Origin of the sequence: Rhodococcus sp. NJ-530 (assembly GCF_003860625.1) — a bacterium.
Lineage (GTDB): Bacteria > Actinomycetota > Actinomycetes > Mycobacteriales > Mycobacteriaceae > Rhodococcus_F > Rhodococcus_F qingshengii.
Window position 1 is genome coordinate 450,765 of the sequence record NZ_CP034152.1, and the last position, 22,806, is coordinate 473,570.

The 22,806-nt window shown below is 63.0% G+C and carries 21 protein-coding genes; 15 read left to right on the forward strand and 6 right to left on the reverse strand.

The window, feature by feature from the left end; all coding sequences use genetic code 11:
- Positions 1 to 20 precede the first annotated feature (20 nt).
- The 11 genes from EHW12_RS02090 (at position 21) to EHW12_RS02140 (ending at position 11,656) form a co-directional block, all read left to right on the forward strand.
- Positions 21 to 599 carry a MaoC family dehydratase N-terminal domain-containing protein gene (locus tag EHW12_RS02090; protein ID WP_125050228.1) on the forward strand — a complete coding sequence of 193 codons (579 nt, stop codon included), beginning with the start codon at positions 21 to 23 and terminating at the stop codon, positions 597 to 599.
- On the forward strand, positions 596 to 1,024 hold the full coding sequence (locus EHW12_RS02095) for an OB-fold domain-containing protein (protein ID WP_058227088.1): 429 nt from the start codon (positions 596 to 598) through the stop codon (positions 1,022 to 1,024). The genes EHW12_RS02090 and EHW12_RS02095 overlap by 4 nt, the downstream gene beginning before the upstream one ends.
- On the forward strand, positions 1,021 to 1,434 hold the full coding sequence (locus tag EHW12_RS02100; protein ID WP_125050229.1) for an acyl dehydratase: 414 nt from the start codon (positions 1,021 to 1,023) through the stop codon (positions 1,432 to 1,434). Before EHW12_RS02095 ends, EHW12_RS02100 begins: the two co-directional genes overlap by 4 nt.
- A complete protein-coding gene (locus EHW12_RS02105; protein WP_030535711.1) occupies positions 1,431 to 2,612 on the forward strand; it encodes a lipid-transfer protein in 1,182 nt (393 codons plus the stop codon). The genes EHW12_RS02100 and EHW12_RS02105 overlap by 4 nt, the downstream gene beginning before the upstream one ends.
- 32 nt (positions 2,613 to 2,644) lie before the next feature.
- Positions 2,645 to 3,853 (forward strand): DegT/DnrJ/EryC1/StrS aminotransferase family protein, encoded by a 1,209-nt coding sequence (locus tag EHW12_RS02110; RefSeq protein WP_047271586.1) that lies wholly within the window; start codon positions 2,645 to 2,647, stop codon positions 3,851 to 3,853.
- A gap of 1 nt (position 3,854) precedes the next feature.
- Positions 3,855 to 4,709, forward strand: coding sequence for an SDR family NAD(P)-dependent oxidoreductase (locus tag EHW12_RS02115; protein WP_058227091.1), 855 nt, complete (start codon positions 3,855 to 3,857; stop codon positions 4,707 to 4,709).
- Positions 4,706 to 5,836, forward strand: a complete 1,131-nt coding sequence (locus tag EHW12_RS02120) for a steroid 3-ketoacyl-CoA thiolase (RefSeq protein ID WP_125050230.1) — start codon at positions 4,706 to 4,708, stop codon at positions 5,834 to 5,836. The genes EHW12_RS02115 and EHW12_RS02120 overlap by 4 nt, the downstream gene beginning before the upstream one ends.
- A 27-nt stretch (positions 5,837 to 5,863) precedes the next feature.
- Positions 5,864 to 8,074 carry an acyl-CoA dehydrogenase gene (locus EHW12_RS02125; protein ID WP_125050231.1) on the forward strand — a complete coding sequence of 737 codons (2,211 nt, stop codon included), beginning with the start codon at positions 5,864 to 5,866 and terminating at the stop codon, positions 8,072 to 8,074.
- Between the two features lie 17 nt (positions 8,075 to 8,091).
- A complete protein-coding gene (locus EHW12_RS02130; protein ID WP_047271591.1) occupies positions 8,092 to 9,297 on the forward strand; it encodes an acyl-CoA dehydrogenase family protein in 1,206 nt (401 codons plus the stop codon).
- Position 9,298: 1 nt separating this feature from the next.
- A complete protein-coding gene (locus EHW12_RS02135) occupies positions 9,299 to 10,426 on the forward strand; it encodes an acyl-CoA dehydrogenase family protein (RefSeq protein WP_125050232.1) in 1,128 nt (375 codons plus the stop codon).
- Positions 10,427 to 10,492: 66 nt separating this feature from the next.
- Entirely contained in the window at positions 10,493 to 11,656 is a 1,164-nt protein-coding gene (locus EHW12_RS02140; RefSeq protein WP_030535704.1) for a low temperature requirement protein A, read from the forward strand.
- Between the two features lie 4 nt (positions 11,657 to 11,660).
- Here the strand turns inward: EHW12_RS02140 and EHW12_RS02145 are convergent, their stop codons facing one another.
- Genes EHW12_RS02145 through EHW12_RS02160 form a run of 4 tightly spaced genes read right to left on the reverse strand, consistent with a single transcriptional unit; the run spans position 11,661 to position 16,347 of the window.
- A complete protein-coding gene (locus EHW12_RS02145; RefSeq protein ID WP_007731512.1) occupies positions 11,661 to 13,361 on the reverse strand; it encodes a VWA domain-containing protein in 1,701 nt (566 codons plus the stop codon).
- Positions 13,362 to 13,420: 59 nt separating this feature from the next.
- Complete coding sequence (locus tag EHW12_RS02150) at positions 13,421 to 14,134, reverse strand: hypothetical protein (protein ID WP_007731510.1); 714 nt, start codon at positions 14,132 to 14,134, stop codon at positions 13,421 to 13,423.
- Positions 14,127 to 15,380 (reverse strand): MurT ligase domain-containing protein, encoded by a 1,254-nt coding sequence (locus EHW12_RS02155; RefSeq protein WP_125050233.1) that lies wholly within the window; start codon positions 15,378 to 15,380, stop codon positions 14,127 to 14,129. The genes EHW12_RS02150 and EHW12_RS02155 overlap by 8 nt, the downstream gene beginning before the upstream one ends.
- 25 nt (positions 15,381 to 15,405) lie before the next feature.
- Positions 15,406 to 16,347, reverse strand: coding sequence for an EamA family transporter (locus tag EHW12_RS02160; RefSeq protein WP_003943484.1), 942 nt, complete (start codon positions 16,345 to 16,347; stop codon positions 15,406 to 15,408).
- 89 nt (positions 16,348 to 16,436) lie between these two features.
- Here EHW12_RS02160 and EHW12_RS02165 point away from each other — a divergent pair, with 89 nt between their 5' ends.
- Positions 16,437 to 17,330 (forward strand): LysR family transcriptional regulator, encoded by an 894-nt coding sequence (locus EHW12_RS02165; protein ID WP_125052512.1) that lies wholly within the window; start codon positions 16,437 to 16,439, stop codon positions 17,328 to 17,330.
- Between the two features lie 144 nt (positions 17,331 to 17,474).
- Here EHW12_RS02165 and EHW12_RS02170 read toward each other — a convergent pair whose 3' ends face one another.
- Together EHW12_RS02170 and leuA are read right to left on the reverse strand one after the other, a co-directional pair.
- Positions 17,475 to 17,852: a PLDc N-terminal domain-containing protein gene (locus tag EHW12_RS02170; protein WP_003943489.1), complete on the reverse strand. Its 378-nt coding sequence runs from the start codon at positions 17,850 to 17,852 to the stop codon at positions 17,475 to 17,477.
- Positions 17,853 to 18,092: 240 nt separating this feature from the next.
- Positions 18,093 to 19,901 carry a 2-isopropylmalate synthase gene (leuA, locus tag EHW12_RS02175; protein WP_003943488.1) on the reverse strand — a complete coding sequence of 603 codons (1,809 nt, stop codon included), beginning with the start codon at positions 19,899 to 19,901 and terminating at the stop codon, positions 18,093 to 18,095.
- A 270-nt stretch (positions 19,902 to 20,171) separates the two neighbouring features.
- Here leuA and EHW12_RS02180 point away from each other — a divergent pair, with 270 nt between their 5' ends.
- Genes EHW12_RS02180 through EHW12_RS02190 form a run of 3 tightly spaced genes read left to right on the forward strand, consistent with a single transcriptional unit; the run spans position 20,172 to position 22,805 of the window.
- A complete protein-coding gene (locus EHW12_RS02180; RefSeq protein ID WP_003943492.1) occupies positions 20,172 to 20,537 on the forward strand; it encodes a hypothetical protein in 366 nt (121 codons plus the stop codon).
- Positions 20,537 to 21,490, forward strand: a complete 954-nt coding sequence (locus EHW12_RS02185; RefSeq protein WP_125050234.1) for a hypothetical protein — start codon at positions 20,537 to 20,539, stop codon at positions 21,488 to 21,490. Before EHW12_RS02180 ends, EHW12_RS02185 begins: the two co-directional genes overlap by 1 nt.
- A 49-nt stretch (positions 21,491 to 21,539) precedes the next feature.
- The gene (locus EHW12_RS02190; RefSeq protein ID WP_003943494.1) at positions 21,540 to 22,805 is read left to right on the forward strand and encodes an aspartate kinase; all 1,266 of its coding nucleotides are present in this window, start codon (positions 21,540 to 21,542) and stop codon (positions 22,803 to 22,805) included.
- The last annotated feature ends 1 nt before the right edge of the window (position 22,806 follow it).

The following is a 22,806-nucleotide window of genomic DNA, read 5'->3' on the forward strand; positions in this document are numbered from 1 at the left end:
TTCGTTCACGGAGGATTTCAGTGCAGAGCCTGCAGACGCAGTTTCCGAATTTCATCGGCGCAGAGGCCGAACCACCCCGCGTCGCCCGCTACGCCGTCAACGAGGCGATGATCCGCAACTGGGTCGAGGCGCACGACGACCGCAACCCGATCTACGTCGACGCCGAGGCCGCCCGCAGTACCGGCCGTCGAGACGTCGTCTGTCCGCCCGCCATGATCTCGACCTGGGTGATGGCGGGTTACCGACGTTATCGGCAGGTCCAGCAACTTCGTGCCGACGGAGTCTCCGAGGACTTCGCCTATTCACGACTGCTGGCGCTGTTGGACGAGGCCGGATACACCTCCGTAGTCGCGACCAACGTCGAGCAGGAGTATTTCGCGGAGTTGAGTCCCGGAGACCACGTCACCGCATATTTCACCATCGAAGCGATCTCACCGTTCAAACAGACGGCTCTCGGTCACGGGTGCTTCATCACCCTGTTCAAGAAGTACGTGGACCAGGACGGAAAGACGCTGGTCGAAGAGCGCTTTCGATTGCTCAGATTCAAACCAGATGCCCAGACAGATACCAAGCCCGAAGCCCAGGAGGTAATCGCATGAGCGAGACTGGCTCCCGCAACACCGCGGTGCCGAGACTCACCGTCACCGATGACAACGATTTCTTCTTCTCCGCGGCCAAAGAGGGTCGCCTCGAAATCCAACGGTGTGCGGATTGCAAGACACTGCGCCACCCGCCAGCGCCCGCCTGCCCGGAATGCCGCTCGTTCAGTTGGGACACAGTCGAATCCACGCGTCGATGCACGTTGCACAGCTTCACAGTCATCCATCACCCGAAGGATCCTGCCTTCGAGTACCCGCTCGCCGTCGGACTCGTCGATCTCGAAGAAGGCACGCGACTGGTTGCCGACATCGCGGGGATCGATCACGAGGAACTCGACTTCGGCTTGGAACTCGAAGTGACCTTCTCCGAGCACGCTCACGGCGAGATGCTGCCGCAACTGAGGCGACGGGGTTCGGTGCAATGACGAAACTGATTGACTGCGAAGTGGGTTCGGTCCTCCCCAGCCTCGAATTGCCGTTGGATCGAACGCTGATCGTCGCCACTGCGATCTCTTCTCAGGATTTCGAGGACGTGCATCACGATCCGGGCAAGGCCCAGGATCGCGGAACTCCCGACGTCTTCATGAGCATCAACACCACCAACGGGCTCATCGACCGCTATATCACCGACTGGTCCGGCCCGGCATCACGGATCGTCAAAACATCACTACGGCTTGGTGTTCCGAACTTTCCCGGAGACACCATGACATTCACCGGCGAGGTCACCGCCACAGACGGCCGGGCGCTCACCGTGACGGTTCTCGGGAAAAACGCCCGTGGAACACACGTGACGGCCGACGTGACTCTCGAACCGGTGGAAAGGGTAATCGCATGACACGAGGATTTTCGAGGCAAGCAGCCATCGCCGGAATCGGCGCAACCGAGTTCTCCAAGAACTCCGGCCGTAGCGAATGGCAGTTGGCGTGCGAATCCGTGATCGCCGCACTCGACGACGCTCACATCGAGGCAGAAGAGGTGAACGGATTTGCGCTGTTCACCATGGAGAACAATCCCGAGATTGCGGTCGCACGCGCCCTCGGGATCCCGGAATTGACGTTCTTCAGTCGAATTCCACACGGCGGCGGCGGTGCCTGCGCACCGGTTCAACAAGCAGCGCTTGCCGTCTCCAGCGGAGTTGCCGACGTTGTGGTCGTCTACCGTGCCTTCAACGAAAGATCAGGTCACCGATTCGGCGCCGGCCCGCCACCTTTTGCGTACAACGCGTCGACGGACCAGGAGTATCGGAACTGGATCAACCCGTACGGGCTTCTGACCCCGGCGCAGCAGGAAGCCTTCCTCGCCAAGCTGTACATGCACAAGTACGGGGCAACAAGTGCCGACTTCGGCCAGATCTCGGTCCTCTCACGCAAGCATGCGGCGAACAACCCCAAGGCCTGGTTCTACGAACGCCCGATCACTATCGAGGACCATCAGAACTCACGCATGATCGCCGATCCCATCCGCCTGCTCGACTGCTGCCAGGAAAGTGACGGCGGACAGGCGCTGGTCATCGTCAGTGCGGAGCGCGCCCGCGACCTGCCGCACAAACCTGCGGTCATCAGTGGCGCTGCGCAAGGTGTAGGTCCGCAACAGATTTCGATGAGCAGCTACTACCGCGACGACATCGACAGCATGCCGGAAGTCGAACTCGTGGCGCGCCAACTGTGGGACCAGGCCGGTATCGGGCCGGACGACATCGATGCCGCAATTCTCTACGACGCTTTCACCCCGATGGTTCTGCTTCAACTCGAGGAGTACGGATTCTGCGGTCGGGGCGAGGCAAAAGACTTCATCGCCGACGGCAATCTCGAGCTGGACGGTCGCCTGCCGATCAACACCCACGGCGGTCAACTCGGTGAGGGATACATCCACGGCGTCAACGGTATTGCCGAAGGTGTTCGCCTGATCCGCGGCACCTCCACCAATCAACCGACCAAAACTCTGGACAACGTGCTCGTGACCGGCGGCTCTCCCGTCCCGCACAGTGCGCTCGTCCTCTCGGCAGATCGCTGAATCTGCCGCCTATTCGAGAAAGCAGGAACAAGATGAGCGAGCGGATCACCTACGCCAGGGCCACCCACGGCGAGGAAGAAATACAGGCTGTTGTCGACGTCTTGCGCAGCGGGCATCAAGGATTGCGCATCGGCAAGAACGTCTTCGAGATGGAAGAACGTATCGCGGCCTTGGCCGGCAAGAAGTTCGGCGTCATGTGCAACTCGGGATCCTCGGGTTTGTACTTGGCAGTCGAGCTGCTTGGACTGCCTGCGGGAAGCGAGATCATCACGTCGCCGTTGACGTTCTCCACCGATATCGCACCGATCGTGCGTGCCGGTCTGGTGCCGGTGTTCGTGGACGTGGAACCCAACACGTTCAACGTCGACGTCACCAAGATCGAGGCAATGGTCACCGAGAAGACCGGTGCCATCCTGATGCCGAACCTCGCCGGCAACTGCCCGGACTGGGACGTCATTCGTGATATCGCTGATCGCCATGGACTCAAGGTGATCGAGGATTCGTGTGACGCGATCGGCGCCACGCTCCGCGGTACTCCCACCGGGTCTCGGGCGGACATCGTCGTCACCAGTTTCTCGATGGCACACATCATCACGTGCGCGGGAACCGGTGGAATGGTGTGCGTCGACGACGAAGCCAGCCGTGACAAGGCTTTGCTGCTTCGCCGCTGGGGCCGTCGTAGCGAGCCGAACCTGTTCGGTAGTACCAAGTCCGGCCGAGTCTTCCGTGAAGAACTCGACGGCGTCGACTACGACAACGACTTCATCTTCGAGCTCATGTCGTGGAACTTCGAGCCCTCCGAACTCGGCGCAGCATACGGCGTCGTGCAGCTCGACAAGCTGGAACAGAACTACAAGACGCGTAAGGCAACATTTGCGGCCTTCTCGGCGGCATACGGCGCCCATCCTGAATTCTTCACGACGCCGGTAGAACTCGACGGTCTCGACACGGCGTGGCTGTGTTACCCGGTGATGATCAACGAGAACGCCCCCTTCACGCGCAGCGACCTGCAGGAAGCCATCGAGGCCGACGGCATCGACACCCGAACTGTGTGGAGCGGCAACGTCACTCGTCACCCCATGATGAACAACATCGAATTTCGCCAGCCGGCCGAAGGTTTGCCGGAAGCGGACGCAGTTTTTGCCCGCGGCATGACACTCGGCATGAGCCACGGTTTGCGTGACGACGAAGTTGCTCGGATTGCGGAGAGCATCAATCGCTTCGCTGCGAAGTGGAAGTAGCATGACCGATCGCTTCGAAGGACGCCGAGCGCTTGTCACCGGTTCCAGCCGCGGAATCGGTGCAGGCGTCGCAGAGAGGCTGGCAGCGGAAGGCGCTGACGTCGCTCTCGTGGCCCGGACGCTCGGCACGCATGCAACCCTGCCGGGCAGTCTCGAAGAGACTGCGGCTCGAATTGCCAAGTACGGAAACAAAGTCGAGATAGTTGTCGCAGATCTGACGGACGAGCAGCAGCGCGACACCGTTGTGCCGCTGGCGATCGAGAAGCTTGGCGGGACTATAGACATCCTGGTGAACAACGCGGCAGCGGCGATCTATCAGCCGCTCTCGGATTACCCACTGCGGCGGCGACGGTTGATGTTCGAGGCAAATGTCCATGCACCGCTCGATCTGATGCAAGCCGTGGTGCCGGGGATGGTGGCAAACGGACACGGCTGGATCGTGAACGTGTCCAGTGGCACCGTCAAACCGTGGCATGGCCCGCCGTTCACGTGGGTCGAACCGGGAACTGCCATGACCGTGTACGGCGCCTCCAAAGCAGCGCTCAACAGGATGAGCAACGGCATGGGCGTGGAACTCTACGGCCAGGGGGTTCGCGTCAACACGGTTCAACCGCGGGCAGCGGTGCTCAGTGAGGGCGCCAGAGTCCTGGTCGGTGAGACTATCCGGCCGGATCAGGTCGAATCTATGGAAGAAATGGTGGAAGCGGTCACAGCGCTGTGTGATTGCGACACCGAGTTCACCGCGCGCTCGAGCGTCAGCTTGGACCTGATCGACGAGTGGTCCCTGACCGTGCGTGGTCTGGACGGCGCAGCATTACCGGAGAACCCAGCATTACGAACCGAGGAGTTGGCATGAAGCCCGTCATCGTGGACGCAGCACGAACGCCGTTCGGCAAGCGTGAGGGTTGGCTGTCCGGAGTCCACGCGGCGGAACTGTTGGGTTATGCGCAGAAAGGCGTGCTGGATCGGGTGGGCGTGGATCCTGACGCGGTCGACCAGGTCATCGGCGGCTGTGTGACGCCTCTCGGTGAGCAGTTCGGAAACATCGTGCGTACGTCCTGGATGCATGCGGGCCTTCCGTTGGAGGCGGGCTGCACCACGATCGACGCGCAGTGCGGAACCGCGCAGCAATCGGTGCAGTTGATTGCCGGGCAGATTGCCATCGGTGCAGTCGACGTGGGTGTGGCGTGTGGTGTCGAGTTGATGTCGCGGGCACCACTCACCTACAAGGTGGGTACCGGCCTCGGAACACCGCGTCCGGAGTCGTGGTCACTCGATACCGTCGACCAGTACACCGCGGCCGATCGGATTGCTGTCAAGCGCGGTTTCAGCCGCGAGGATCTCGACTCCTTCGGGCTGCGCTCGCAGCAGCGAGCCGCAGCAGCATGGGAGGCAGGACGCTTCGACTCGCACATCATCGATGTGGTCGCTCCGGGCTCTGACGCTCCGGTTCATCGGGATCAGGGTCTGCGCGAATCGAGTCTCGAAGGACTCGCGAAACTGCGGACCGTTCAAGAGGGCGGATTGCACACCGCTGGAACGTCTTCGCAGGTCTCGGACGGTGCGAGTGCCGCTCTGCTGATGTCCGAGGATCGAGCCAGGATGCTCGGCGTGCGGCCGCGGGCAAAGATATTGGCGCAGTGCGTCATCGGCGGAGACATCGAGTTCATGCTCGACGGTCCCGTGGACGCGGCAAACATCGTGCTCGGCCGCACCGGTCTGACGATCGACGACATCGACCTGTTCGAGGTCAACGAGGCATTTGCTTCGGTACCGATGTCGTTCGCGCAGGTTCACGGCGTCGATCCCGAATTGCTGAACGTCAACGGTGGTGCAATCGCACTGGGCCATCCGGCCGGTGCAACCGGAATCAGACTGTTGGCCAATGTCATCGACGAACTGGAGCGCCGGGACAAGTCCATCGCACTGATCGCGATCTGCGCGTCCGCCGCAACCACCTGCCTGATTCTCGAACGCATCTGACAAGAACCGAAGATTGAGGAACCTGCCATGGCACTGCCCCTGCTCGAAGATCACCGTGACCTGGCGGAAGCGGTAGCCGCATTCGCGAACCGCTTCGGTGGAATCGCCGACACGCGCAGCAACGTCAAGCGGTACGCCGCCGGTGATCGGCCGGACTCGTGGAATGGATTGGTCCGTCAGGGACTGCACGCAGTGCACCTGCCGGAGCAGTACGGCGGTGACGGGGCAGGGCTTGCCGAACTGGCGGTGGTAGTCGAGCAATTGGGTGATGCGCTTTACCCGGGACCGTACGTTCCGACGGTCATCGCCAGTGGGATCCTCGCAAAAGCTGCCGGCCCGGCTGCGGAATCAATGCTGACCGAATTGGCTGCCGGTGCAACCGGAGCAGTCTGCACCGGCGTGGGATTGCGCGCGGCTAGCAGCGATGCAGGGTGGACCGTGAGCGGTTCTGCCGACCCGGCTCTAGGTCTGCCCGGAGCCGATGTCGTTCTCGTGCAAGCGAACAGCGACGACGGCGAGTTGTGGTTCCGGCTCGAGCAGTCGTCTTCCGCTGCGGTGGAGGTCGAAGACGGAGTGGATCTGACACGCTCGATCGGGACACTGACGTTGACCGATCACAAGGTCGACGCTGGGCTGATCGTCGAGGGTCTCCAGGCGCACCGAGTCGAACTGATCGTCAACACGGTGTTGGCTGCGGAGGCGAGCGGTATCGCCGGGTGGGCGCTACGCACCGCGGTCGACTATGTGAAGTCCCGGCAGCAGTTCGGCCGTCCGGTCGGAAGCTTCCAGGCAGTTCAGCACAAGGCGGCCATGATGCTGGTCCGCTCCGAGATTGCCTGTGCCGCAGCGTGGGACGCCGCTCGGTCCGAAGAGCACGACGAGGATCAACAGAGACTTGTCTCGGCTCAAGCTGCGTTGGCCGCTTTGCCCGTCGGCATCGAGAACGCCCTCGAATGTGTCACGTTGCTCGGCGGAATCGGATTCACCTGGGAGCATGACGCGCATCTGTACTGGCGCCGGGCAATCAGTATCGCTGCGGTGGCGGGTTCCGAGGTGAAGTGGGCACACACGTTGGGAGACCGGTCTGCCGATTCGGAACGGGATTTCTCCTTTGTCGACCCGGACATGCTGCCGGAACTACGAGAGCAGGTTCGCAGGGTTCTGGACGAGGTTGCGCTGCTGCCCGACGACGGAACCACCAGCGCCAGTTGGTCGCCGGCCAAGGGGAGCGCTCGACGCGCCCGATTTGCCGACGCCAAACTGGTTGCCCCGCACTATCGGGCGCCGTACGGGCTGGGAGCAGGACCGAGAGAACAGGCCGTCATCGCACACGAATTCGCGATGCGAGGTTGGGCTCAACCGTCCACGGTGATCGGGGAATGGGTGCTGCCCACGATTCTCGAACACGGCAACGCCGAGCAGCAGGACAGGTTCGTCGAGCCTTCGCTGCGCGCCGACATCATCTGGTGCCAGCTGTTCAGTGAGCCGGGCGCGGGATCAGACCTGGCCGGTCTGAGCACGAAAGCGCGCAAGGTCGACGGTGGCTGGGTCCTGTCGGGTCAGAAAGTGTGGAACTCGGGCGCGCACGAGGCCGATTGGGGAGTATGCCTGGCGCGTTCGGACGCCGACGCTCCGAAACATCGTGGGCTGTCGTACTTCCTGGTCGACATGACCTCGAAAGGCATCGACGTACGTCCGCTGAAACAAGCCACCGGTAAGTCGGAGTTCAACGAGGTATTCCTCGACGACGTCTTCGTCCCGGACGACTGCCTGGTGGCGGAGCCGGGGCAAGGGTGGAAGCTTGCTGCGACAACGCTGTCCAACGAACGCCTGAGTATGGGCAGCACGCTGCACCACGGTTCGAGTCGGCTGTTCCGTCAGGTTATTGCCGACGCGAGCCACGACTGCCCTCGCGAAGACGCAGTGGAGGGCCTCGGCCGCAGTATCTCTCGTGAGTTGGCACTGTCCGCGATGAATCTACGCGGGGTGTCGGCGCGACTGGCGGGTCAGGAACCGGGCTCCGAGATCAGCGTGTCGAAGGTGTACAACGCCCTGGCGCAGCGTGAGGGCTCGCGGGATCTGTTGCGACTGCTCGGACCTCGTGCCGCCGTTGTCGACCCGTCGGCGAATTACGCGATAGACCACATCGGACTTCCCTCGATTCTGTTCGGCGGCGGAACCGTCGAAATTCAACTCAACGTCATCGCGCAGCGCGTACTCGGCCTGCCGCGTTCGTAGATCTTAGGAGTTTCACCATGTACTTGGATTTGTCGGAGGAGTCGAAGACTCTGCGCAAGGAATTGCGGGCGTATTTCGCGGAGATCATCAACGACGAAGACCGCCGTGCTCTCGTGGATCAGACCGAAGGCGGCCCCGTCTTCGATCGCATTCTGCGCCGAATGGGTAAAGACGGTTGGCTGGGCTTGGGGTGGCCGGAGGAATTCGGCGGTCGGGGCGAGAACCCCGAAGCTCTGTACGTGTTCTACGACGAGGTGATTCGCGCCAATGCGCCGCTGTCGCTGGTCACGCTGAACACCGTCGGACCCGCTCTGATCAAGCACGGGACGCAAGCTCAGAAGGACTTCTTCCTGCGTCCGATCCTGGCGGGTGAGTTGATCTTTGCCATCGGCTACACCGAACCCAATGCGGGCACCGATCTCGCGGCCCTCGAAACACGCGCCCGCATCGAGGGTGACGAGCTTGTCATCAACGGCAACAAGATCTTCACCAGCGCCGGTGTGTTTGCCGACTGGGTCTGGCTTGCCGTTCGTACTGATCCTGACGCGCCGACGCATCAGGGCATTTCCGTGGTCCTGGTACCGACCAGCTCGCCGGGGTTCTCGGTCACCGAAATTCACACCGTGGGTGGAATCAGCACTTCGGCAACCTATTACGAAGATGTTCGGGTGCCGATCACCAATGTCGTCGGTGAGCTCAATCAAGGGTGGAAGCTCATCACCAACCAGCTCAACCACGAACGTGTTGCCCTGGCGGCACGCGGTGGTATAGCCAACGAGCTCTTTGCCGAGGTGGTCGAATGGGCAAAGACCGAACCAGCCGGTGACGGCCACGTCTACGACATCGGCTGGGTACGTGAGAAATTGGCGGAAGTCTACGCGCTGCTCAGTGCTGCCGACCTGATGAACCTACGACTGGTGGCGGACGTCGCCGCCAACACCTTGGGCGGCGGGGATTCGGCCGCGGCCAAGATCTTCGGTACCGAAGCCGTCGTCAGTGCGTACGGCATGCTGCAGGAAGTGCTGGGCGCCAAGGGCTTACTGCGCCCCGGCACACCCGGAGCGGTACTGGAAGGGCGGGTCGAGAACCTGGGTCGACGCGCCCAGAACAACACCTTCGGCGGTGGTACCAACGAAGTGATGCGTGAAATCGTCGCCGCAAAATGTCTGGGCATGGCGCTTGCTGCGCGTCGCCGACCCGCTGCACAGAACGAAAAGAGCTGACATGGAATTCGAATTCGACGACAACTTGTCCGCGGTGCGGGATCTGAGTGAATCGATCTTCTCGGCGAAGTCCGGAGTGGACCGACTGCGGGAAGTGGAGGGCGCCGGCGGTTTCGACGCCGAACTGTGGAAGCTCCTCGCCGATTCCGACGTTCTGGGGATTGCTCTGCCAGAAGAGGTCGGGGGAGCGGGCCTCGGAATGCTCGGTCTGGCGGCGGTGCTGGAACAACAGGGCCGCCGGGTCGCCCAGGTGCCGCTCTGGTCGGTGATTTCGACGGCAGCGCTGCCGATTGCCGAGTTCGGCAGTACGGAGCAGAAAGCGTCGTGGCTTCCGGGACTGCTCGACGGCTCGGTGATCGTCACCGGCGCCTTCGACACCGGCTACAACGCCGAGACGGCAGTTCGCGCCGAGCCGGCTCCTGACGGCTGGGTTCTGTCGGGCCACGTCGACTCCGTACCGGCCGCCGAGTTCGCTGCCGCACTGGTGGTTCCGGTGACGATGCCGGACGGCAGTGTCACCGTGATGATCGTGCCGACGGACCGGGACGCGCTGGTGCGTACACCGCTTGCGGTGACGAACCGCGAGAGCAACAGCGCTGTGCAGTTCGACGGGGTTGCCGTTACTGCAGCTGACGCACTTCCCGCGGACGGCGCGGTGGTTCGAGATTGGACGTTGCGGCGTGCACGGGTGGCTCTTGCGGCCCTGGCTACCGGCGTCTGCGAGGAAGCGCTGGCGATGACGGCGAAATACACCTCCGAGCGAGTGCAATTCGGTCGTCCACTCTCGACCAACCAGGCAGTTGCCGTCCGGGCCGCCGACGCGTATCTCGACACCGAGAGCACAAGATTGACCACCCACCGCGCTGCCTGGCTGATGGACAGCGGAGTCGAGAGTGAAGCGGAAGCGGCGGCGCTGGTCGCCAAATGGTGGGCGTCGCGCGGCGGTTTGCGCGTGGTGCACGCGACCCAGCACATGCACGGCGGAATCGGCGCGGATGTCGACTATCCGATTCACCGCTATTTCCTGTGGGGACGGCAGATCGCCTTCACTTTGGGGAGCGCGGGGGCGATAGGCGCCGAACTCGCCGATCAGTTGGAGATCCGAGCCCAGATCGGGGCGTCGGCGTGAATATCTGAGACGACAGGTTCCAGTCACGGGCAGCGCGTCGGCAATCATCGCGCTACTCTGCCCTTCGTGAATCGCACCAGTTCGTTCATCAGGCCGTTGGTTCCGCGGGACCCGCACGAGCCGCACCGGGTGGCGACGCCGCTCGAACTGCTCACCGACCTCTGCTTCGTCGTGGCGGTCGCTCAAGCGGCCACCGGCCTGCACCACGCGATCAGCGAAGGGCACGTGGCTTCGGGCGTCGGGCACTTCGCGATGGCGTTTTTCGCGATCTGGTGGACGTGGCTGAATTTCACGTGGTTCACCTCGGCGTACGACAACGACGACGGAATCGCCCGGCTGCTGACCATATTCCAGATCCTCGGATCGCTGGTCCTTGCAGCCGGCATCGTCCGCTTCTTCAACGACGACGCCCTGCTGATCATCGTCGGCTACGTCATCATGCGAATAGCCCTGGTCATCCAATGGCTCAGGGTCTCGCGGAACGACCCCGAACATGCGCTCACGGCGCGTCGATACGCTCTCGGAATAGTGTTGGTCCAGATCGGTTGGATCGGTTTCTACTTCGTGCCGTCCGCCGTTTACGTCCCGACGTTCCTGGTGTTGGTTCTGTGCGAATTCGCGGTACCGATCTGGTCGGAGAAGCCGGGCATGACGCCGTGGCACCCGCATCACATCGCGGAGCGGTACTCGTTGTTCTTCATCATCGTTCTGGGCGAGACGATCCTTTCGACCACCATCGCGATTCAGGACGCGGTCGACGGTGAGCATCCGGCAGCGCAGGTCACCTACGTCGTGATCGGCGGCATTCTGATTGTCTTCAGCCTGTGGTGGTTGTACTTCCAACGCAATGCAGGCGAAGTGATCGGCGGTGACAACGTCTCACCCTTCGTCTGGGGGTTCGGTCACTACTTCATCTTCGCCGCCGCTGCCGCCATCGGTGCGGGGTTGGCCTCGCGCGTCGACTTCTGGACTCATCACGGTGACGGCAGCGCGTTGGTGACGGGTGCTGCCGTCACCGTTCCGGTCGCGGTCATCCTTGCCGCCTTGTGGTTCATCCACATTCGACTACACGACTCCTCGGTACGCACCCTCGTGCCGTTCTCGGTCGCGATAGTCGTCGTGCTCGGTGGTACCTACACCGCGGTGCCCGAACTGGTCGCGGGACTGGCCTGCGCCGCGCTGTTGGCCGTGGAACTGATTCTGACCGAGGGCAAATCCGAAACCGTCTGAGCGCTCATTCGGCGGCAAGGAATATCGCCTTGGTGACGGCGACGGTTTCCAACGGTCCCTTCGACGGTCCGACCAGCACGGTCCACCGATCTTCGGAACGATCGATCGGATAGGTGTTTTCGGCCCACACGATGGGGGTATCCGCCCCTTGCCCTCGGCAGGAGTAGGCGCCCGCCAGACGGGGGTCGGATTCGGTAGAGGGCCACGAACCGCCGTGTCGGACGCGGCAGAGAAGACCGTTCTCGAGTTCGAGCCCGAAGGGAGTCGGGTCGGCGGGCGGCGGATAGGCCTCGACGCCGTCGACTCCCCGAGCGGTGATCAGTTCTGTTCCCCAGGGAAATTGCAGGCAGAGAATCGAATCGGGCTCCGGACCGGGCCAACACGCGTCCGCCCCGTCTGCGGTGCTTCCGCAGGTGATGACTCCCGGCGTGACAGCCGACTGTGATGCTGCGTAGCACTCGCTGATCTTCATGGCCGGCGTTTGGACGCTCCAACCGGATTTGGGTTTGCCGGAACCGTCGACGGCAACAAGATTCACGATCTCGGTCGGGGTACCGCCTGCCGATGATCCCGCAGTCGCAGGCAAGCATCGGCAGAGGACTATGCGGGTGATCGTTCCCTCATCCGCCTTCTTGCCTTCGGGTGTGAAGGTGATGCGATAGCCGGTTCCCGCTTCGGTGTCGGCCGGAAAGACTGCGACGGATTCCCCGTCGGAATTGGTTGTGGCAGTGAAGGGACCGTAAAGTTCGGCGGCACGCTGCATCTTCTGGCCGACGGTCAGTCCGTCCAGTGTGGCAGCGCCGGTCCGGGGCGCGATTTCGACGAGAACGCCGTCGGTGAAGGTCAATTCGCAGTCCTGCCACTGGACGACCACTGTTCCGGTCTTCGATACCGGCGCAAGGTCGCCGGCGGCTTTCCGCGTTTCCTCCTCCGTCATGCCGATCCGAAGGTTGCGGAAGCCGCTGGTGGAGAGTCGCTCCCGTGCGGATTCGGGATCCGAGGCAACCGCCAGTCGTGCGGTGAGTTGCGCCGCGTTGGCAGCGTCGATCGCCATGCCCCCGGTTGCGTCGGCGATGCACTTCAGCTGGGCGGACGCAGCGGCGTCGAGCTTGAATCCGATGGTGTGGATGGTCAGGTCAGGATCGTGGGGCATCGCTTGGGTGGACTCACACGGAGGTTCGGTCGAGCAGGTGTCCTCCCCGTCGGAGACGAGGATGATCGTGCGCTCACCATCGGCGGGGAGTGCGGCGGCGGCTTGTTGAAGCGCAGCCATGATCGGCGTGTATCCCGACGCGGACAGCCCGTCGATTCCCGCTGCGAATGCATTTCGATCGAGTGGTCCGAGTGGCACGACGGTCTTGATGTCGCGGCAACCCGCGACCTTCTCGGCGTCGCTGCTACCCGTGGCGGTGCCGTACGCGATCAGACCGAGCGCAGCATCGTCTGGGAGGCCACTGACGAGAGTGTGAATCGCGTTCTTGGCGGCATCGATTCGAGGACCGGGAGCGTCGTCCTGCTTCATCGACCCCGAGGCGTCCAGCACGATGACGGTAGGCGCCGTTGCGCTCGCTTCTGAAGCCGGATCAGCAGTGACACTTACCTGCTGGGTCCCGCCTGCTTCTTTGGGCCCGCCACTGCCCTGCGTCGAACACCCGACGGCAATGATCGCAGTCGCCGCAATACAGATCGCCACACGAAGACGCATGGAACGAGGCTACGAGCTGACGTGGCCGGTCAACAGTCGTCCGAACGGACGACACTGGCTCAGCGAATCGCGAGTCGCTCCTTGCGGAGCTTGTCGACCTCGGGCAGATGCAGGGGTTCAAGCTCGTTCACACCCAAGGCGCGCATGAGCAGGAGGTCCGCGAGTTCGGGGTTGCGAGCCAAAGCGGGTCCGTGCATGTACGTCCCGATCACCGAACCCTGCACGACGCCTTCGAATCCGTCGCCGACGCCGTTTCCGACACCATGGGTGACACGTGCGAATCCAGAGGCTGAGCTACCCAGAGTTGTTCCGCCGCGATGGTTCTCGAAACCTGAGAGGGGCGCGGTGAGTCCGTCGATCAACGGCTTCGTGATGACTTCGCCGATGGAACGCTTCTCCTGCGGCGAGGTCGTGACGTCGAGCATCGAGACACCGTCGACGCGTTCGCCGCTGGAGGTTTCGTACCAGTTGCCGAGCACCTGAATGGCAGCGCAGATCGCCAGAACCGGTGCGCCGCGCTCGGCGGCACGTTGCAGGCCAGGGTATTTCGCGAGGTGACGCGTGGCGAGGCGCTGAGCGGAATCCTCGGCGCCACCCAACGTGTACACGTCGAGCGAATCGGGGACCGGATCGCTGAGGGTGATGTCTACGATTTCGGCGTCGTAGCCGCGCATCCGCAGACGCTGACGCAGGATCAGGGCATTGCCGCCGTCGCCGTAGGTGCCCATGACGTCGGGGAGTACCAGACCGATGCGAACTGTCGAGTCAGACATTGCGAGACTCCTTCGCGATGGCAGTGTTGAGGTCACGGAAGGCCGTGTAGTTCGCCAGTACCTCCACACGTCCGGGAGGGCAGGAAGCGATGGCGCGCAACGGGTCCGGGTCGAGAGTGTGCTCGACGCCCGCGTACGTGAGGCGAACTGCCAGATCGGTTCCGCGTTCACCGGCGGCCACTACCTTGACACCTTCGAAGTGCTCAAACCTCACGTCCCACAGCCAGGAGAGGTCCTCGCCGTCCGGCACCTGACCGTTCACCGCGATGACCAGACCGTCCACCGTGGGATCGATCATCGACAGCGCTTCCTGCCAGCCGGCGGGATTCTTCGCGAGCAGCATGTGAACGGAGTGCGGTCCGACCTCGACGGTGCTGTATCGACCTGCGACTTCTTGAACCGTCGATGCGGCGGCAACTGCCCCGACCGGATCTGCACCCAAAGCCGCTGCAGCCGCTACGGCCTGAGCTGCGTTGCCGCGGTTGGCTTTTCCGGGGAGGGTCAACGTCATCGGAATCTTCAGGTCGTCGGGGCCGTAGAGATTGTCGTCGTCGAGCCACCAGGTCGGCTCGGGCCGCGCGAAGTCGGAACCGGTACTGCGCCAGTGCTTTCCCTCCCACGCGATGGGTTCGCCGGTGCGCGGGCAGCTGACGGAATCGCCGGCCCAACCGCCGCCGGCAGCAACCCACACGACGTTGGTGGCGTCGTATGCCACGGAGGTGACCAGTACGTCGTCGCAGTTGGCGACGATCACCGCATTCGGATGCGCGTTGACGCACGCGCGCAGTTTCCGTTCGATCATGTTGATCTCGCCGACCCGGTCGAGCTGATCGCGGCTGAGATTCAGCAGCACGATCACTTCCGGGTTCACGGCGTCGGCTACGTGGGGGACGTGCAGTTCGTCGACCTCGAGTGCCGCCAGCGTCGCATCGGTACGCGCGGCCAGGGCGGCCACGATCCCGGCATCCATGTTGGCGCCGTCGGCCTGCGTGGCGACGTCACCGAGTGTCGCGAGCGCTGCGGCGGTCATACGCGTGGTCGTCGACTTGCCGTTGGTGCCGGTGACCACGACGGTGCGCTTGCCGCGTCCGAGCTGAGTCATGAGCGTCGGGTCGATCTTGAGGGCGATCAGCCCGCCGATCATCGAACCCTTGCCGCGACCGGCCTTCTGCGATGCCCAAGATGCTGCTGCGGCAGCTCGCATGGCGAGCTTTCCGCGCGCTGTGATCGATAGTCCAGTTCCCACGGCCCGAGTTTGGCACAGGGCGTCGTCAGACGCCGAGTCGCGCCGGTGGTGAGGCTGCAGGTGTGTCCGAGAAAACAGTGTTCGCGGGCTTACGTCTCATCTGTGCGGCGCTCGCTCCGGCGATCACGATGACCGCCCCGACCAGTGACAACGGGCTCGGATCCTCGTGCAGGAACAGCCAGGACGCGCCGATTCCCACGACTGGCACCAGCAAGGAGAGCGGCGCCACCATGCCGGCGGGATAGCGGCCCATGAGCATCGTCCAGAGCCCGGATCCGGCGATGGTGCCGAGCAGAATGATGTAGGCCAGCCCGACCAGCGACGGCCAGGCGTCGGCGCTGAATGCGGTGCCGAGTGCGTGCCAGCCGACTGTGGGGCCTTCGACCACGGCTGACAGAGCGAGCATCGGTAACGGCGGGATGACACACATCCACAACATCAAGCGCATCGGTGCAGGCTCGCCGACGGTGTTTGCCGCAGCCAAGCGGCTGCCGAGATTGCCGAACGCCCAGGACAGGCCGCCGAGGAGTGTGAGGACGACGGGCAGCAGTGCCGCGTGGTGCGAGCGGTCCCAGCCGATCAAGGACATCCCGCCAACGGCGACGGCGATACCGGAGACCTGCCAGACGCTGAGCTTCTCGCGGAGCAGGAAAGCGCCGAGTAGGACGGTGAACGGTGCTGACGACTGCAGGACAAGTGATGCAAGGCCCGTCGGCATCCCCGAATGCATCGCCCAGAAGAGGAAGACGAACTGGCCGAATCCGAAACCGAATCCGTAGAGCAGCAGCCAGCGGAGCGGCACCTGTGGACGCGGCACGAAGATGACCACCGGAATCGCGATGATCAGAAACCGCAGCGCTGCGAAGAAGAACGGCGGGAAATGATCCAGGCCGACGCGAATGGCCAGGAAGTTCAGACCCCACAAGACGATCACGGTCAGGCCGAGGAGACGGTCGCGGGGAGTCATGCGTTAATCGTGAGCCTTACGAAGCATCAGAACAAGCGAATATAGATGCATTATCCATGTAGTTTTGCTACATGGATATTCGTCACCGTATGGATGCCACGCGCTTGCGAATCCTCCGCGAGCTCGCCGACCGAGGAACCGTCGGCGCTACTGCTCTCGCCCTCTCGATGACGCCTTCCGCCGTCTCGCAACAACTCAAGATCCTCGGACGAGAAGCGGGGGTCTCGCTCCTCGAACCGGACGGGCGCACGCTGCGCCTCACCGACGCGGGTCGAGCGCTGGTGCTTCGCGCCGACGACGTGGTGGCGGCGCTAGACCGGGCGGCGGACGAGATGGCGTCGTACCGAGGCTCGCCGCGGGGAAAGGTGCGAGTCGCGTTCTTTCCCTCCGGCGCGGCGCTCCTGCTGCCCGGTGTCCTGACGGCGCTGAAGAACTCGGACGTGGACATCGACGCCTACGACGCCGACAAACCGGCGTCCGCCGTCCCTGGGCTGTTGGCCGATCACGATGTGATCCTCACTCACCGTGACGAACGCGGAGCCGAGACGTCGTTTCCCCGGGTCAGCGTGCAACCGCTGATGCGTGAACCGATCGATCTGGTGCTGCGGCCTGATCATCCACTCGCCGAGCAGGATTCGGTCCGGCTGGAACAATTGGCCGACGAGAACTGGATAAGCGTGCGCGGCGGGTTTCCGGTCGACGACGTTCTGCTGTCGGTTGCGTCGGTAACCGGCGTCCAGCCTCGCGTCGCTCATCGGATCAACGATTTCCGCGTCATCGAAGAGCTGGTGGCGGCGGGCCACGGCGTGGCTTTGATGCCGCGATACGCGATCACGCATCCCGGAGTGTCGAGGAAACCGGTGGCGGGAGTGCGCGCTGCACGAGTTTATGAATTGGCAACTCGGTTACACGCCAACCGCAGTCCGGCTATCGGAGTCGTGCTCGACGCCTTTCGTGACGTCGCGCGTGCTGTCGGTGAATGAAGGCCGTTGGTGAATGAACGGCTGTCGGTGAATGGGCAGCTGTTGGTGAATGAACACAAAACGGGAGCGACACGATTAGTGTCGCTCCCGTTTCGGTAGTGCAATCCTCACGGTTTAGTGAGGGTCGCTTAGTGAGGGCCGGTATCAGGCGAGAGCCTTGGCCTTCAGTGCTGCGAATTCTTCTTCACTGATGGTGCCGGCGTCGAGAAGTGCCTTTGCATCTGCGATGGATTCGGCCGGGGACTTTCCGGCAACCTCACGAATGTAGCTGTCCTGCGCGTTCTTGACCTGCTGCGCAGCCTCGAGGGACCGCTGTGCCATTCCGTCACTGCGAACGATCAGGTAGACGAGCGAGGTGAGCAGCGGAATGAAGAACAGGAAGACGATCCAGATTGCCTTCACCCAGCCAGAGGTCTTGTGATCGCGGAACAGGTCGGTGATGATCGAGAAGAGCAGGATCAAGTACGCGATGAACGCGAAGCTGATGATGATCAGCCAGAGGAAGTCCCAAAAGGAATCCATTGTCGAGCTCCATTTCACAAGTCGGATTTGTCTGAGCTGACTATCTCACGCGCACGGGGCGTCTGCATCATCCTCGATGGGTGAATTCTTTTTGTTAACTTCGCTAACCGACTCTTTCGGGACCAATGTCATGCCGAATCGAAAACATCGACCGAAAATCTTCAGTGCTCTGAAAACAATCCCTGGCCCACCCGAAAATCGGGTGAGGCCAGGGATTGTTCACGAGTCGGGAGCTGAGTGTCAGCTGGCGCGGTTCACTGCCGAGACCACAGCGCGCAGCGAGGCCGTCGTGATCGACGTGGCGATACCCACACCCCAGACGACGGTGCTCTGACCCTCCGGGCCCGTCACGGCGCACTCGACGTAGGCCGCGGCCTGGGCGTCGTCACCGGCGGACATCGCGTGCTCGGAGTAGTCGAGGACACGAACGTCGAAGTTGATGCTTCCCAGCGCGTCGACGAAGGCAGCGAGCGGGCCGTTGCCGGTACCCGAGATCTCCTGCTCCTTGCCGTTCACCTTGACGATCGCGGTGATCGCATCGGTGCCGCCGTCCTCCTCGGACGCGGTGACCTTCTGCTTCATGCGCTCGAGCGGGGTGATGGGAGCGAGGTACTCCTCGTGGAAGACGTCCCACATTTCCTTCGGCGAGACCTCGCCGCCCTCGCCGTCGGTGATCTTCTGGACCGACTGCGAGAACTCGACCTGCAGGCGACGCGGCAGCACCAGACCGTGATCGGCCTTCATGATGTATGCGACGCCGCCCTTGCCGGACTGCGAGTTCACACGGATGACGGCCTCGTAGCTGCGGCCGACGTCCTTCGGGTCGATCGGCAGGTAGGGGACCTGCCAGAGAATGTCGTCGACGTCGGAGTTCTGGCTGTCGGCGTCGACCTTCATGGCGTCGAGGCCCTTGTTGATCGCGTCCTGGTGGCTGCCGGAGAACGCGGTGTAGACCAGGTCGCCGCCGTACGGATGACGCTCGTGGACGGGCAGCTGGTTGCAGTACTCGACCGTGCGACGGATCTCGTCGATGTTCGAGAAATCGATCTGCGGGTCGACGCCGCGCGTGAACATGTTCAGAGCGAGAGTGACCAGGCAGACGTTGCCGGTGCGCTCACCGTTGCCGAACAGGCAGCCTTCGATGCGGTCCGCGCCGGCCTGGTAGCCCAGCTCGGCTGCAGCGACACCCGTGCCGCGGTCGTTGTGGGGGTGCAGCGACAGGATGACCGAATCGCGGCGGGCCAGGTTGCGGTGCATCCACTCGATGGAGTCGGCATACACGTTGGGTGTAGCCATCTCGACGGTGGCGGGCAGGTTCAGGATGACCGGGTTGGCCGGCGTCGCACCCAGGGTTTCGGTGACGGCGTCACATACTTCCTTGGCGTACTCGAGCTCGGTGCCGGTGTAGGACTCGGGCGAGTATTCCCAGCGCCAGTTCGTGTCCGGGTACTTCTTCGACTCGGCGAGGACCAGTTCGGCGGCGTCGGTGGCGATCTTCTTGATCGTGTCCTTGTCGGCGCGGAACACGACGCGGCGCTGCAGAATCGAGGTGGAGTTGTAGAAGTGCACGATCGCGTTCTCGGCACCTTCACAGGCCTCGAACGTGCGCTTGATCAGCTCGGGACGCGACTGCGTCAGCACCTGGATGGTGACGTCGGACGGGATGGCGCCGTCCTCGATGATCTCGCGAACGAAATCGAAGTCCGTCTGGCTCGCGGACGGGAAGCCGACCTCGATCTCCTTGTAGCCCATACGAACCAGGAGATCGAACATACGACGCTTGCGCGCCGGGCTCATCGGATCGATCAGCGCCTGGTTGCCGTCGCGCAGGTCAACGGCACACCACTGGGGTGCTCGGTCGATGATCTTGTCCGGCCAGGTGCGGTCGGGCAGCGTGACCGTCTCGACCTCTTCGGCGAACGGGCGGTAGCGGAACGTCGGCATCGACGAGTTCTTCTGCGTGTTCCACGCAGGCTGGTCGGACGGTGCCGGCTTCGTGGGCGGGGTGATGGTGCGAGTGCCGGTGGTGAATGCGTCAGCGGGGGACATGGGTGTGATCTCCAGGATTGTGGACCCGGCCTGTTGACCTGTTGGTCAAGACCATGAGTCCGGAAGGCTTGGTCGACCGGCGCACAAAAACCCCGCGGCGGGAGGCCAGTCTGGATCAGACCCCGTCGCGGCAACCAAGAAGGAGTGCGCGCTGCATGCACAGCACTCTACTCCTGGATTTCGCGAGAAATCGGTGGGGTTCGCCCTCATGTCCAATTTGTCGCCGAATTGTGCTGCCGTTTCGGCCCCGAAAATGGTGGACTGTCGTCCATGGATCCCCGAATCGCCGTGGCGAGCACGTACCTCGACGCGCTCCGCAGTCACGATGGCAGTTCCGTACCGCTGGCTCCGGACGCGGTACGCCACGAGGTCGGGCTCAAGACCGGATTTTCGGGGAATCATTTGCGGCGCAGCCTTTCCGGAGGTCCTCAGTATCGCGTGATCCGCGACATTCGTGAGGTGGAGTGGACGGTCGACGGGGACGACCTGACGGCTGACTACCTCCTCGACGCCGGGTTGTTCGGGCGGAACCTGATGACCGTTCGGGTTACCGAGACCTTCCGGATACCCGCTGACGATCACCGCATTCACCACATCACCGCGAAGATTCGACCGGCGCGCGCCAAGCACACGTGATGCGCTCGATCCGCTGGATCGTCTGTTCACTGCTGATCGTTCTCGCTGGTCTCGGTGCTGCCGGCTCGGTGCTCGCGCTGTTCGTCCACACCCAGGTGAACGACACCGACAGCTACGTCGAGACGGTTGCCCCGTTGGCTTCCGAACCTGCTGTCCAAGCGGCTGTCGTTGATCGGCTGACCGAGGAACTGACGCAGCGGTTGGACCGGTTTCCGCAGGTGGTGACGAGACAAGCCGAGAAACTTGTTCGGGAGGCGGCTCAGTCGTTGGTCTCCAGCGACCAGTTCGCGACGCTCTGGACCGCGGCCAACCGTCAGGCGCACGCGCAACTTGCTGCGATGGTGACCGGCAGAGCCACCGACGGCATCGTTCGGTCCGACGACAGCGGAACAGTCACCTTGTCCCTCGAGCCGATCATGACAGAACTGCGGACGGACCTCCGCGATCGCGGATTCACCGTCGTCGATCGTCTTCCGACGTTCGATCCGCAGTTCGAGATCCTGCAATCCGACGAGCTGGTGCGGGCCCAGGACCTCTCGAACACTCTCGACCGGGCAGCGGCCTGGCTGCCGTGGGTGTCGCTGGCCTGTGCGATCGCGGCCGTCGCAGTTGCGCCGAGGAGAATGCGCACACTGTCCCTGGTCGGGCTGGCGACGGCGGTGGCGATGATCGCCCTGTTGGTGGCGCTGGCCGTCGTGCGGCGGGTCTATTTACAGAATTCAGACATACCGTCATCTGAGGCGGCAGTCGCGGTGTACGACGCGCTGGCAGTTTCGCTGGTCAGCAGTATCCGCGTGCTTCTCGCCTGCGGAGTTGCCGTCACGGTGGTCGGTTACGTTGCCGGTGGCTCGCGTTCTGCGACGTTGATGCGATCGCGGATCTCGCAACTGATCCCGCGCGGATCTGAGGCGAACAGCAGTACGCATCGGGAAGTCCCAGGACCACCTCGGTAAGCTCGACCTCTGGTATCTGTAAACAATTTCGACCTGGAGGTAGAAACGCGTGGCTCTCGTCGTCCAGAAGTACGGCGGATCCTCGGTGGCAACCGCCGAGCGCATCCGACGAGTCGCTGAACGGATCGTCGAGACCAAGAAGGCCGGCAATGATGTCGTCGTCGTGGTGTCAGCGATGGGCGATACCACCGATGAGCTGCTCGATCTGGCTCAGCAGGTGTGCCCTTCCCCGCCGGCCCGTGAAATGGACATGCTGCTGACCTCGGGTGAGCGCATCTCCAACTCCTTGGTAGCGATGGCAATTCACTCCCTCGGCGCCGAAGCTCGTTCGTTCTCGGGCTCACAAGCCGGAGTCATCACGACCGGCAGCCACGGAAACGCCAAGATCATCGACGTCACGCCGGGCCGTGTTCGCACTGCGCTGGACGAAGGCTCGATCGTTCTGGTCGCCGGATTCCAAGGCGTCAGCCAGGACAGCAAGGACATCACGACGCTCGGACGCGGTGGCTCGGACACCACTGCCGTGGCGTTGGCAGCTGCACTCAACGCCGACGTCTGCGAGATCTACACCGACGTCGACGGCGTTTTCTCCGCCGATCCGCGCATCGTCCCCGACGCTCACCGCCTCGAGACGGTTTCCTTCGAGGAAATGCTCGAACTCGCAGCGTGTGGTGCCAAGGTGCTCATGCTCCGGTGCGTCGAGTACGCCCGTCGTTACAACGTGCCTGTGCACGTCCGTTCGTCATACACCACCAAGCCCGGAACAATCGTGTCCGGATCGATGGAGGACATTCCTGTGGAAGAGGCCCTGATCACCGGAGTCGCGCACGATCGCGGCGAAGCCAAGATCACCGTTGTCGGATTGCCGGACACACCGGGACACGCTGCCAAGGTGTTCCGCGCAGTCTCCGATGCCGAGATCAACATCGACATGGTGCTGCAGAACATCTCCAAGGTGGAGACCAACAAGACGGACATCACCTTCACGCTTCCGACGGCCGACGGCCCCCGCGCCGTCGAGATCCTGACCAAGCGTCAGGAAGACATCGGCTTCACGCAGATCTTGTTCGACGACCACATCGGCAAGGTTTCCCTGGTCGGCGCCGGAATGCGGAGCCACCCGGGCGTCACCGCCACGTTCTGCGAGGCGCTGGCCAAGGCAGACATCAACATCGACCTCATCTCGACCTCTGAGATCCGCATCTCAGTGCTGGTCAAGGACACCGAATTGGACGACGCTGTACGTGTCATCCACGACGCTTTCGGGCTCGGTGGCGAAGAAGAAGCAGTAGTACACGCTGGAACGGGACGGTAAT

Excerpts from the sequence above, each read along its gene's own strand:
- EHW12_RS02095 (WP_058227088.1), top strand. The coding sequence starts at position 596 with ATGAGCGAGACTGGCTCCCGCAACACCGCGGTGCCGAGACTCACCGTC.
- EHW12_RS02100 (WP_125050229.1), top strand. The coding sequence starts at position 1,021 with ATGACGAAACTGATTGACTGCGAAGTGGGTTCGGTCCTCCCCAGCCTC.
- EHW12_RS02105 (WP_030535711.1), top strand. The coding sequence starts at position 1,431 with ATGACACGAGGATTTTCGAGGCAAGCAGCCATCGCCGGAATCGGCGCA.
- EHW12_RS02110 (WP_047271586.1), top strand. The coding sequence starts at position 2,645 with ATGAGCGAGCGGATCACCTACGCCAGGGCCACCCACGGCGAGGAAGAA.
- EHW12_RS02115 (WP_058227091.1), top strand. The coding sequence starts at position 3,855 with ATGACCGATCGCTTCGAAGGACGCCGAGCGCTTGTCACCGGTTCCAGC.
- EHW12_RS02120 (WP_125050230.1), top strand. The coding sequence starts at position 4,706 with ATGAAGCCCGTCATCGTGGACGCAGCACGAACGCCGTTCGGCAAGCGT.
- EHW12_RS02125 (WP_125050231.1), top strand. The coding sequence starts at position 5,864 with ATGGCACTGCCCCTGCTCGAAGATCACCGTGACCTGGCGGAAGCGGTA.
- EHW12_RS02130 (WP_047271591.1), top strand. The coding sequence starts at position 8,092 with ATGTACTTGGATTTGTCGGAGGAGTCGAAGACTCTGCGCAAGGAATTG.
- EHW12_RS02135 (WP_125050232.1), top strand. The coding sequence starts at position 9,299 with ATGGAATTCGAATTCGACGACAACTTGTCCGCGGTGCGGGATCTGAGT.
- EHW12_RS02145 (WP_007731512.1), bottom strand. The coding sequence starts at position 13,361 with ATGCGTCTTCGTGTGGCGATCTGTATTGCGGCGACTGCGATCATTGCC.
- EHW12_RS02150 (WP_007731510.1), bottom strand. The coding sequence starts at position 14,134 with ATGTCTGACTCGACAGTTCGCATCGGTCTGGTACTCCCCGACGTCATG.
- EHW12_RS02160 (WP_003943484.1), bottom strand. The coding sequence starts at position 16,347 with ATGACTCCCCGCGACCGTCTCCTCGGCCTGACCGTGATCGTCTTGTGG.
- EHW12_RS02165 (WP_125052512.1), top strand. The coding sequence starts at position 16,437 with ATGGATGCCACGCGCTTGCGAATCCTCCGCGAGCTCGCCGACCGAGGA.
- EHW12_RS02170 (WP_003943489.1), bottom strand. The coding sequence starts at position 17,852 with ATGGATTCCTTTTGGGACTTCCTCTGGCTGATCATCATCAGCTTCGCG.
- leuA (WP_003943488.1), bottom strand. The coding sequence starts at position 19,901 with ATGTCCCCCGCTGACGCATTCACCACCGGCACTCGCACCATCACCCCG.
- EHW12_RS02180 (WP_003943492.1), top strand. The coding sequence starts at position 20,172 with ATGGATCCCCGAATCGCCGTGGCGAGCACGTACCTCGACGCGCTCCGC.
- EHW12_RS02185 (WP_125050234.1), top strand. The coding sequence starts at position 20,537 with ATGCGCTCGATCCGCTGGATCGTCTGTTCACTGCTGATCGTTCTCGCT.